11 protein-coding genes are annotated in these 11,552 nt (G+C 62.7%); all 11 read right to left on the reverse strand.

The genetic code is table 11. The features are described from left to right. Window positions 1–184: 184 nt before the first annotated feature. The 11 genes from E7681_RS13505 to E7681_RS13555 all read right to left on the reverse strand — a co-directional run bounded on the left by E7681_RS13505 (window position 185) and on the right by E7681_RS13555 (window position 11,395). Window positions 185–1,018 (reverse strand): NAD(P)-dependent oxidoreductase, encoded by an 834-nt coding sequence (locus E7681_RS13505; protein WP_136339833.1) that lies wholly within the window; start codon window positions 1,016–1,018, stop codon window positions 185–187. Beyond that, window positions 976–2,292, reverse strand: a complete 1,317-nt coding sequence (locus E7681_RS13510; protein ID WP_136339834.1) for an ATPase — start codon at window positions 2,290–2,292, stop codon at window positions 976–978. Before E7681_RS13510 ends, E7681_RS13505 begins: the two co-directional genes overlap by 43 nt. Before the next feature lie 113 nt (window positions 2,293–2,405). Then, window positions 2,406–2,918: a prepilin peptidase gene (locus E7681_RS13515; RefSeq protein ID WP_246032485.1), complete on the reverse strand. Its 513-nt coding sequence runs from the start codon at window positions 2,916–2,918 to the stop codon at window positions 2,406–2,408. Between the two features lie 12 nt (window positions 2,919–2,930). After that, window positions 2,931–3,791: a tetratricopeptide repeat protein gene (locus tag E7681_RS13520; RefSeq protein WP_136339835.1), complete on the reverse strand. Its 861-nt coding sequence runs from the start codon at window positions 3,789–3,791 to the stop codon at window positions 2,931–2,933. A 30-nt stretch (window positions 3,792–3,821) separates the two neighbouring features. Beyond that, window positions 3,822–4,385 (reverse strand): tetratricopeptide repeat protein, encoded by a 564-nt coding sequence (locus E7681_RS13525; RefSeq protein WP_211089799.1) that lies wholly within the window; start codon window positions 4,383–4,385, stop codon window positions 3,822–3,824. 8 nt (window positions 4,386–4,393) lie between these two features. Next, window positions 4,394–5,362, reverse strand: a complete 969-nt coding sequence (locus E7681_RS13530) for a type II secretion system F family protein (RefSeq protein WP_136339836.1) — start codon at window positions 5,360–5,362, stop codon at window positions 4,394–4,396. 10 nt (window positions 5,363–5,372) lie between these two features. After that, window positions 5,373–6,341, reverse strand: coding sequence for a type II secretion system F family protein (locus E7681_RS13535; protein WP_211089800.1), 969 nt, complete (start codon window positions 6,339–6,341; stop codon window positions 5,373–5,375). 5 nt (window positions 6,342–6,346) lie between these two features. Beyond that, complete coding sequence (locus tag E7681_RS13540; RefSeq protein ID WP_136339837.1) at window positions 6,347–7,798, reverse strand: TadA family conjugal transfer-associated ATPase; 1,452 nt, start codon at window positions 7,796–7,798, stop codon at window positions 6,347–6,349. A gap of 19 nt (window positions 7,799–7,817) precedes the next feature. Next, a complete protein-coding gene (locus E7681_RS13545; protein ID WP_136339838.1) occupies window positions 7,818–9,071 on the reverse strand; it encodes a CpaE/TadZ family protein in 1,254 nt (417 codons plus the stop codon). Window positions 9,072–9,287: 216 nt separating this feature from the next. Then, window positions 9,288–9,956 carry an OmpA family protein gene (locus tag E7681_RS13550; RefSeq protein WP_136339952.1) on the reverse strand — a complete coding sequence of 223 codons (669 nt, stop codon included), beginning with the start codon at window positions 9,954–9,956 and terminating at the stop codon, window positions 9,288–9,290. Window positions 9,957–9,961: 5 nt separating this feature from the next. Further along, window positions 9,962–11,395 carry a type II and III secretion system protein family protein gene (locus E7681_RS13555; RefSeq protein ID WP_136339839.1) on the reverse strand — a complete coding sequence of 478 codons (1,434 nt, stop codon included), beginning with the start codon at window positions 11,393–11,395 and terminating at the stop codon, window positions 9,962–9,964. Between the last annotated feature and the right edge of the window lie 157 nt (window positions 11,396–11,552).

Below are 11,552 nucleotides of genomic sequence, written 5' to 3' on the forward strand. Positions count from 1 at the left end.
TGTGCTGTCAAGGCGTGGGGCCTGTCATCCGGCTGGGCGAGGGGTGCCCGTGGTCAGTCTCCTCTGGTGCGACCGGACCGGATGGGGAGGATAATACATGACCCAGATCAATTTTGAATTGGCCTTGGCATGAATTGTATTCATGACATGTCATGGGGGGCGTCAATGATTTCGCGCCGCGCGTTCACCCTGTGACGCGTGGGGTCATGACTCGCAGCAGGGCCTGGATCGCGCGGGGGGCCGAGATGTCGGCCCCCTCGGGCGCGGCATCCAGCGCGCTTTCGACGTCCTTGATCAGGATCGCGATGGTGTTGTCGGGGGCCAGCCCGTCGCGCGAAAACTCGATCGCGTCGAAGTTCGAGGCGAACCAGTTCTGTCCTGAAGAGGTGTGCATCAGCGCCAGAAGGCGGGTTTCGTCCAGACCGGCGTCGTCGGCCCAGTCCAGCACCATCCGGGTCAGCGCGGTGTTGGCGGCGGCCAGTATGTTGTTCAGAACCTTGGCCTGCATCCCGTTGCCATAAGGGCCCATGCGGTGGAAATGCTTGCCCATCGCGTCGAACAGCGGCTGGGCGGCGTCCAGATCGGCCTCGGCCCCGCCCAGCATGAAGGACAGGCGGCGTTCCTGCGCGGCGATGGCGGCGCCGGACATGGGCGCGTCGATCAGGGTGATATGCGCGGGGACACGATCCCGCAGCGCGCGGACGTATTTAGGCGACAGGGTGGACGAGACGATGACCCGCCGCAGGCTGGGGCAGGCGGCAAAGCCTTGGGCGCCAAAGAGCACGTCATCCGTCTGGGCGATGTCGCGCACCACGGTGATCAGCGTGGTCAGCCCGTCGGCGAACCCCTCGGCATCGCGCATTAGCGAGCCAAGCTCGGGCACCGGGCGCACGTCGAACCCGCGCGCGTCGAACCCGGCGGCGTCGAGGGCGGCCAGCATGGGCGCGCCCATCCGGCCACAGCCGGCGACGCCGATTACTTCACGATCTTCTCGTCCTTCACGAACATGTTGGCCCATGCGCGGTCTATCAGCTCCGGTGACATCTGGTAGGGAATGCCCTCAAACTCGCAGATGGCGATCATCTGATCAATCAGGAAGACCGGCTGATAGTTGGCGTAGACGTTGTTGATCGTCGGGTACTTGTTCTGGAGCAGGTGGATCAGCGCGCTTTCGTCCAGCGGCATCTCTTTTTTCCGGGCGACCAGCGCAAAGATCTTCAGGAAGTTTTCCTGGCTCGGCCCGTCGATCTTGATCTTGAAGAAGATCCGGCGCAGCGCGGCCTGGTCGAAGATTTCATTCGGGTGGTAGTTGGTCGAGAAGATCACCAGCGTGTCGAACGGCACCTCGAACTTTTCGCCCGATTGCAGGGCCAGGATGTCCTTGCCCTCTTCCAGCGGAACGATCCAGCGGTTGACCAGCTTTTGCGGCGGCTCGGACTGGCGGCCAAGGTCGTCGACGATAAAGATGCCGCCCGAGGATTTGAACTGCAGCGGCGCCTGATAAGTGCGCGCGGTCGGGTTGTAGACCAGATCCAGCATGTCCAGCGTCAGCTCGCCGCCGGTAATCACGGTGGGGCGGTCGCAGCGCACGTAACGGGTGTCAAAGGTGCGGCGACGGCGCAGAGAGTTGGGATCGTCGATCTCGACCTCGGCCTTGGAATGCACGATCGGGTCGTAGACGGTGATCACCTGCCCGGAATATTCGACGGCACGCGGGATGTAGATCTTGTCGCCCATCGCGTCGCGGATGCCGTTCGAGATCGAGGATTTCCCGTTGCCCGGCGGGCCATACATCAGTATCGAGCGGCCCGAGCTGACGGCGGGCCCCAGATTGGACAGCAGATCGGGCGGCAGCACCAGATGGCCCATCGCGTCGGTCAGTTGCTGACGGCTGATCATGATGTTGCGGATCGACTGGCGTTTGACCTGTTCGCGGTAGACGGCCAGCGGCACCGGCATCGCGCCGAAATATTCCGACTGCGACAGCGCATCCAGCGCGCGGGCCTTGCCGGCGTCGGTCAGCTGATAGCCCATCTCGTTGCCGTTGTTGGCGTTCAGGGTGCCGGTCGCCTCCAGCAGGCGCTGGTCGCGGGCCATGTCGATCAGCTCTTGCGTGACTTGGCGCGGCAGGCAGATCGCCTCGGATACCTCAGAGACCATCGAGACGTTCTTGCGGAACATCGTCTTCAACAGGATGTCGCGCATCATCGGCAGCGGCAGTCGCATGTCTTCGATAGAGGAGGGCGGCGGAGGGGGCGTGACCCGGCTGGTGGCCTGAGGCTGCATGTTCATGGCGTCTGTCGTCCTGATTCACACGGGTTTGGCCCCGAACCGGGGCGCGTTTGCCCGACACTGCCGCAACAAGTTGGCGAAAAGATGGTCAGCCCGTGGAAATTTCGCCGGGATCAGGCGCCGTACAGCGCGCCCAGCAGCAGGTAGATCGACAGGGTCGAGGCCAGCGGCAGGCCCATCGGGAAATCGCGCTTGCGGGTCCAGCTTTCCCACTCGGGGGCCATGCGGCGCAGGGGCGTGAACTTGGCGATGCGGTGCGTGGCGTAACCGGCCAGCAGGCAAGCGGCGAACAGCGCGATCAGGAAGCGCAGGTCGCCAAAGGCGATGTAGGGCGCGGCGGCGGCGGCGAATTTCGCGTCGCCCGCACCGACCAAACCGGCGGCGTTCATCACGATCCCCAACAGCAGGATCACCACCAGATGCAGCAGCTGCCAGCCCACGGTTTCCAGCGGCATCGTGAACGGAGCAACCAGCACGAACAGCAGGGCCAGAAGCGCAACCGACATGTTGGGAATACGCATGGCGCGCATGTCCGACCAGGCGACCCAGACGCAGATCGGCAGCGACAGCATGAACAACGGCAGCGCCGCCCCGTGCGGGATCGCCAGAGACAGTTGAGAAAACACGCTACCCACGACTTAGTTGGTGGCGTTGGCTTCGAGCGCGCGCAGGCTGCGGACGGCGGCCTCGAAATGCTGCGGATGGGTGTCGATTGCCTCGCGCAGCAGGCCCTTGCCGGTGGTGACGTCGCCCTGCTTGACCGCGCTCAGGCCCAGCGTGTGCAGCAGTTGCGCGCGTTCGACCTGGGTCATCGGAATGACCGGCAGGGTGTAGTTGCGCTGTGCGCCGCGCGCCAGGACCAAGTTGTTTTTCGCGGTGAACAGCTTGTCGTCGTTGCGGATCGAGTCACTGAACAGGCGCTCGGCCTCGGCGAAATCGCCGCGCGTCAGTTTCGAGTAGCCCCAGTTGTTCAGCACGCCCGCGGGGCGCGTCGTCAGGCCCACGGCGACCTCGTAGAAGCTGTCGGCCTTTTTCCATTCCTGGTTCGAGTCCGCGACCATCGCCTCCAGCCGGTAGCGTTTGAACGTCTCGAAGGTGGGCGGGACCGAGTCCAGCACCTTGTCGGCCTCGGCCCAGGCGCCGGTGCGGATCAGGGCATCGGCCAGATCAACGCGGTCGTCATTGGTGGCTTCGGGGTGTTCGACGACCTTTTTCCAGACTGGGACCGCCTCGGTGGTGCGGTTGGCGCGGATCAGCGAGGTCGCCAGACCGCGTTGCAGGTCGATGCGGTCGGGGTTGTCCTTGACCGAGCGGGTGAAGTAGGTCACCGCCTCGTTCGGGTCGGCCACCGTCAGCATGATGTCCGAAAGATTGTTTTCATCCACCGCGTTGACGGCGCTGAGCGCGCGATCAACCTCGTTCTGGCCACGCATCTTATCGCATGCGGACAACCCGACCGTCCCGGCCAGGCACAGGGTTAGGATGAGAGGGTGGCGCATTGTTTGCGTCCTTTTACTGCTCTTGCCCGATCATGGTATCTGGCGGATCAGATAGTCGCTGCTACCGCGCCGTACCAATTTATAATCTTGTTCTTCCTCAGCATCATAAGCTGTATTTTCAGATTTTGCGAGTGCCAAGCGCAAATTATCCCGAATTGAATCACTTTCGCCGTTGTCCAGCGCGTAGGCGGTGCGCAGGATTTGCACGGCTTCGGCGGTCTTGCCGCGTTCGATCAACACCACGCCCAGGTTGTTCCACACTTCGGGGATGGCCTGATCGGTCGCAACTGCCCGTCGCAAAAGGGTTTCTGCCTGCCCCAGACGGCCCAGGCCAAGGTTTGCGGTGCCCATTCCGGCCAGCACGTCCACGGTCAGGCCGTTGGCCAGAGCGGCGCGATTGTACGCTTTCAGCGCCAATTCGTACTCTCCGGCATCCATCAGACGCTGGGCGACGACCAGCCCGTCCTCGGCGCGTTCGCCGGTGTCCAGACCGGGCGCGGTCATGCCGTCCCTGGATGCGCCAAGGCCGCCTGCGGTACAGGCGGCCAGAGCGGTGGCTGTCAGCAGGGTCAGCCCTGCCTTGGCGATGGTCATTTATCTGCTCACTTGCCCAGTTCCAGAATGCCGATGGCCGAAGGCGCAACCAGAATGATCAGCAGCGGCGGCACGGTCAGGGCCATTGTGGCAAGGGTCATCTTCGTGGGCAACTTGTTTGCGGCCTCTTCGGCGCGCATCACGCGTTTGTCCCGCATCTCGCCGGCGTAGACGCGCAGGGCCTCGGCGATCGAGGTACCGAAAGTGGCCGATTGCACCAGCACCGTCACGAAGGACGACACGTCGGCCACGCCGCAGCGTTCGCCCATGTCGGCCAGAACGGTGGGTTTGTCCTTACCGGCCTTGATCTGGTGGCTGACGATCTCGAATTCATCGGCCAGCGCGGGGAAGGACGAGCGGATTTCCTTGCTGACGCGGATGATCGACTGGTCCAGCGACTGGCCGGCCTCGACGCAGACCAGCATCATGTCCAGCGCGTCAGGGAAGCCTTGGGTGATTTCCTCTTGCCGCTTTTGCTGGCGCTTGGTGACCCAGTATTTGGGCAGCATGTAGCCACCGCAGCCGGGGCCGAGGATCCACATCATGGTCTGCTGGGTCGTCGGTTCCTTGCCCGACAGCACCAGCATGAAATAGGCAACGCCGATGATCAGGCCGATCAGACCCAGCGCGAATTGCGCGAAGTGGTAAAAGCGCACCGAGTCCTTGGAGCGATAGCCCGCCTGCAGCAGCTTTTGACGGACGGCCGAATATTCCTTCTCGTTCTGGGGTTCGAGGAAGGTCGAGTACTTCTCCAGCTTGTCGTTCGACTTGGCCGTGCGCAGGCCGCCGCCCTTGGCGACCTTCTTGGTCAGCTTTTCGGGGCTGGCCTCTTTGTTCAGCTTTTCAAGCGGGTCGGCCTTTTGGTTCAGGAAGATGAAGGCCGCGACGACGATCAGCGCCAGCGCCAGGAAACCGACCAGCAGCAGGGGCGCGATGGCGCCCAGTTCCGGGCCAAGGATCGAAGTGAAGATATCCATTGCTGCCTCCTCAGACCTTGATGTTCACAAGCATGCGCATGATGATCAGGTTCGCACCCAGGAACATGCCCACCGCGATACAGGCGGGCACGAACAGGTAGTGATCCAGGACGTTGTCGTAGTAATGCGGGTCCATCACGTTGATGGCGATCAGCGCCAGCACCGGGAAGGCCGACAGGAAGTTGCCGGACCATTGGGCCTCGGCGGTGATGGCTTTCACGCGGCGGAACAGGCGGAAACGGGCGCGGATCACCTTGGCCAGACCGGCCAGGATCTCGGCCAGGTTGCCGCCCGATTGCTGCTGGATCGTCACGGCGACGGCCAGAAAGCGCATGTCCTGCATGTCCAGACGTTCGGCCATGTCTTTCAGCGCCTCGCCGACGTCGCGGCCATATTGCGCCTCGTCCGCGATCATGCCGAATTCGGTGGCCAGGGGGTCGGCGACCTCTTTGGCGACGATCTGGATGGCCGAGCTGAACGGGTGACCGACGCGCAAGGAACGCACCATCAGTTCGACGGCGTCGGGCAGCTGTTCCTCGATCATGCCCATGCGTTTCTTGGCCTTCGAGTTCACCCAGAAATAGATGCCGCCGACGCCCATCGCGACCGATACAAAGCCACGCACGGCGGCCGAGGTGTCGGTGCCCACGGTCAGGCCGATGAAGGCGACGACGGTCAGCAGCGCCATCATCATCATCAGCTGGGTCGGCGAGAACGCGATCGCGGCCTTCTGCGCCCGGTCCGCCAGAATGGCGTAGATCGGGATCGAGCGCGACTTCATGTGCTGGGTCATCTCCTTGCGGAGGGTCTCCATCACTTCAGAGCGGTTGGAGCCTTTTTCCAGCATCTCCAGCCGGCGATTGACGCGGCTGTTGAGGCTGATCGAGCGGCCGAACACGGTCAGGTAGACGCCTTCGACCAGCACCAGGACGCCGACGAAGATTAGACCGTAAATAAGGGGTTCCATGCTGATGGCCATGGCGATTACTCCGCAGCGTGGGGTTCGAAGATCGAGGCGGGCAGGTCATAGCCCCACAGACGGAAGCGTTCCGAGAAGTGAGAGCGCACGCCGGTGGCCGTGAAATGGCCGATGATCTTGTTTTCAGGGGTCAGGCCGACGCGCTGGAAGCGGAAGACCTCTTGCATCGAGATCACGTCGCCCTCCATCCCGGTGATCTCGGTGATCGAGGTCATCCGGCGCGAACCATCCTGCAGACGGCTGGCCTGCACGATCAGGTTCACAGCCGAGGAGATCTGGCTGCGCACTGCCTTGATCGGCATTTCGATCCCGGCCATCGCGATCATGTTTTCCAGACGCGACACACCATCGCGCGCCGAGTTGGCGTGGATCGTGGTCATCGACCCGTCGTGGCCGGTATTCATGGCCTGCAGCATGTCGATCACTTCCTCGCCGCGGGTTTCGCCGACGATAATGCGGTCAGGACGCATACGCAGGGCGTTGCGCAGACAGTCACGCTGGGTGACGGCGCCTTTGCCCTCGACGTTCGGGGGGCGGGATTCCATGCGGCCCACGTGGACCTGTTGCAGCTGAAGTTCCGCCGTATCCTCGATCGTCAGGATACGTTCGGAGTTGTCGATGAACGAGCTGAGCGCGTTCAGCGTGGTGGTTTTACCCGAACCCGTACCGCCCGAGACGATCACGTTCAGGCGGGTGGCGACGGCGGCTTGCAGGTAGGCGGCCATTTCCTCGGAAAACGCGCCAAAGCGCACCAGGTCATCGACGCCCAGCTTTTCCTTTTTGAACTTACGGATCGACACCAGCGAGCCATCCACCGCGATGGGGGGCACCATCGCGTTGAAACGCGAACCATCGGCCAGACGGGCGTCAACATAGGGGTTGGATTCATCGACGCGGCGACCCACGGCCGACACGATCTTGTCGATGATCCGCAGCAGGTGCTTTTCGTCCTTGAAGGTGATGTCGGTCAGCTGCAGCTTGCCTGCGCGTTCCACAAAGATGCGCTGGGGGCCGTTGACCAGAATATCGTTGACCGAGTCGTCCTTGAGCAGCGTTTCCAGCGGGCCAAGGCCGGTGACTTCGTCATAGAGTTCCTGGTTCAGGGTGGTGCGATCCTCGCGGTTCAGCACGATGCCCTTTTCCTCGAGGATCTCGGTCGAGATCGAGCTGATTTCCGAACGCAGCTCGGCCTCGGTCGCGGTTTCCAGCGCGGCCAGGTTCAGGTTGTCCAGCAGCGCGCGGTGCAGTTCCAGCTTGATCTCGGACAGGCGTTCCTTGCGCTTGCGTTCCTTGTCCACGGCAGGGGCCTGTGCGGCGACCTTGGGCATCGGCTTGCGGATGACCACGGGTTTGGGCGCGGTGTCGCCAACGGGGGCGGTTTTCGGCATCTCGGGGGCCGATTTGACCGAAGCCAGAGGGGCGGCCTTGCCTGCGGGTTTCTTGTAACGCGAAAACATCTGTATCTACCCCTTTGTCTCAGCTGGCCTCGGCGACCTGCTGCCCCAGGTCATGAAGCGTGCCGGCGAGCTTGGCGATTTCCTTGCGAAGCGGGTTTTTCGGCGCGCTTTGCGCCAGCGGCAGGCCGTGATCGCCCGCCTGCGTGACCTGTTTGCCGCCGTCCGGCATCTGCAGTTCGATCGCGATGCCCAGGCTTTCGGCCAGCCGCTTGACGCGCGACTTGCCGTTCAGGTCGGTGAATTTCGGGCTGCGGTTCAGTACGAAGCGGATCTTGTCAAAGGGCAGGGCTTCGGCCTGAAGCGCGCGCTTCAGACGAAGCGCGTTCTGGGCCGAACGCATGTCCAGCTCGATCGTGGCCAGGTAGATATGCGCGTTGCTGAGGATCGCCTCGGTCCATTGCACGATGGTTTTGGGCATGTCGACGATGACGTAATCGAAATGCTTGCGGGCCATCTCGATCACGCGCATCACCTCTTCGCTGCCCAGCAGGTCCAACGGGATGATGTCGGCGGGGGCGGTCAGGACGTGCAGCTTGTCCTCGAAGCTCATGAGCGCCTGCATGAACACGTCGTCATCCATCGACTCGGTGTCCGAGAGCATCTCGAACACGGCGTCGCGGCGCGGCAGGTCGAAATAGGTCGAGACCGAGCCGAACTGGAAATCCAGGTCGATCAGGCAGACGCGGGGCGGCGTTTCGCCCTTTTTCGCGGCTACGACCAGTTCCCAGCCCAGGTTGACGGCCAGCGTGGTGGCCCCGGTGCCGCCGGCCAGACCGTGCACGGCCATCAGCACGCCCTCGCGGTTATGCGTGGACTTGTTGGCGGCGCGGGGCGCGGGTTCGGGGTGGTACTGGATCTCGGGCTCGGGTGTGCGGATGCGTTCGACCGCGGCCATCAACTCGTTTTCCGGCAGAGGGTAGGGGACGAATTCGTCGGCACCCTGGCGCAGCAGTTGGTGCAGCGCGGCGGGGCTGACGTCATCGGCGATCAGGATCACCTTGATGCCACGCGCCTTGGCCTGGCTGATGATCTCGCCCAGCAGGATCAGGTTGTCTTCGTCCTCGGAATCGACGGCCATCGCCACGAATTCCAGGGATTCGGCGTCGGGTTGCTGGAAAAACGGCAGCGCGTCGGAAAAACCAAGATCGCCCCAGGCCTCGCCCAAGAGCGTCTCCATGTCTTCAATCAACAAGTCGAAATTCTGCACGTCCCGACTGATGGTACAAGCCAGCAAGGGGCTTGCCTCGGGTTGCAGATTGGCTTCACTCGTCATTGCCTCGTCTTCCTTTTCAGGTTCGCAAGGCACAGCGGGCGGCCGGTATGTTTGTTTCCAAGACTGCCCCAACTGTGCTTGCTGTGCTCCGCCACGCGGAACGCACCAATCCCATTGCAGCCAAGATCGTCGTCAACTTTGGCGGAAATAGGGCCAAAAGATCGTAATTGTTGGGATTCTTGTGACGATCCCGGCGAAGCGCCGGGATTGTTCAGGTTACTGCGTAGTCTGGAAATCCGAGCCCGTGATGGTCGACAGGGTCGTCGCCGGGCGGGCGCTGGCCAGATATTCGCGGTACACGACCTCGGCGTATTTGCCGTCCATGATCGAGGGATGCTTCTGGATGAAGCCGCTGACTTCGGTCACGGTGCGGCGGTTCTGACGCTCGCGGCCTTCGGTCACGATCAGCGGCTGCGTTTCGCCGTAGGAAACGACCGCTTCCAGACGGGACCGGCTGATCCCCTGCGAGGACAGATAGGCGACGACGGCCTGCGCGCGGCGCATCCCCAGCGATTTGTTATACGCGTTCGAGCCGACCGCATCGGTGTGGCCGTAGACGCGGAACCGCACCTCGGGGAACTGGCGAATCCAGTCGGCCTGTTTGCGCAGGGCAATGCGGGCGGTTTCGTCCAGCAGGGACGAATTGAATTCGAAATTCACGGTCGAGCCAACATCGGCGTCAAAACGACGTGCCAGATCAATGACATAGTTCTTTTCGCCACTCATGATCATGGTGTTGTTCATGGTCGAGTTGCCGAAATCGCCGCCCCCGATCAGGGCCCCGGCTTCGCGGGTGAACGAGGAGTAGGACTTGGTCCCGGCGCAGCCCGAAACGGCCAGCAGGCTACCAATCAGAAGAACAGAGAGAACCGGAGATTTCTGCATTTCCATCAATCCATCACGTAGCCATAAGAGCCGCTGAAATCCTGACGCGCCACTTCGCCTGCAGCGCCCTTCAGCTTGCGGCTGTTGTCGCGGGCGACCTTGCCGTTCAGGAACAGGTCTTTTTCCGACGGCGGGGTGATGCGGTCGGTGGGCAGGGCCAAAGCCTCGCCGCGGGTGGGGGTGACCAGGTGCGCCGTGATGATGATGACCAGCTCGGACTGCGAGCGCTGGTATTGCGCGCTGCGGAACAGGGTGCCCAGGATCGGGATGTCGCCCAGCCACGGAACCTGCCCGTTGGTGTCAACAAAGTCGTCCTGCAACAGACCGGCGACGGCAAAGCTTTCGCCATCGCGCAGTTCTACGGTGGTCGAGGTTTCGCGGCGACGGAAGGCGTCCACGGTGAAGGCGTTCGAGGTGAAGCCGTTGGTGGGGTCGATCGACGACACGGCGGCCTCAAGCTCCAGGTTGATCAGATCGCCATCGACGACGCGCGGGATGAAGTTCAGCTCAACCCCGAACGGCTTGTATTCCACGGTGATCGAGCCGTTATCCTGGCTGACCGGCACGGGGTATTCGCCACCGGCGAGGAACTTCGCCTCTTGTCCCGACAGGGCGGTCAGGTTCGGCTCGGCCAGGCTGCGCACGACGCCTTTGGATTCAAGGGCTTCCAGCAGCAGGCCGACCTCGACCGAACCAGCCGAGAAGCCGAACAGCATCGCGCCGTTCGCCGTCGAGGTGGCGGGGATCGTGCCGGACAACGAATTGCCCTGCGAGCCCGAGTTGTTGTTGGTGTTGGTGCCGCCCGAAACGGTGGCGTTGCCGCCCAGAATGCCGCCGTCCAGCGCCAGCGAGGTGCTGAGCGACTTGGAGACGTTGCGCTCCATCTCGGCGAAGCGGACTTTCAGCATGACTTGCTGCACGCCGCCGACGCTCATCAGGTTGGAGACGCGCTGCGGGGCGTAGCGTTCGGCCAGATCCAGTGCGCGTTGCAGGCGCGAGGCCGACGACACGGTGCCGGACAGCACGATGCCGTCATTGGCGGTGCGGACTTCGATCTTTTCGCCGGGCAGGATCTGGCGCAGGCGTTCCTTGAATTCGGTGATGTCGGCGGCGACGACCACATCGACGTTGGTCATCAGCTTGCCAGCGGCGTCCAGAATGGTCAGGGTGGTGATCCCCGGCGATTTGCCCAGAACATAGATCGTGCGGTCGGACAAAGAGGAGATGTCGGCAATCGCGGGGTTCGCGATCGAAAGCTCGGCAAAGGGGGCATCACTTTCGACGACAATGGCCCGGTTCATGGGAACCTGCAGCGAGGTCGAGGTGCCGCGTTTGACGACGCGCAGGCTCTCGGCCTGGGCGGGTGTGCTCAGGGAGGTTGCGGCAAAAGCCATGGACAGCCCGATTGCGGCTGCTTGGAAAACGCTTACGATTTTCATGTGACCTGCCTCTTCGATCACGCCTCGGTTACGGGTCTTTGTGCCCGCTCGTTTGTGCCACCATGAGCGAAAAAGCGAAACTTTGCAAGAATCAATAGGTTCTGGACTGAACCTGAGGTCGAATCGCCCCATGTGGCCCCCGGTCTGCTGCGAAAAT

Origin of the sequence: Thalassobius vesicularis (assembly GCF_004799325.1) — a bacterium.
In the GTDB taxonomy this organism is placed as follows: domain Bacteria; phylum Pseudomonadota; class Alphaproteobacteria; order Rhodobacterales; family Rhodobacteraceae; genus Thalassobius; species Thalassobius vesicularis.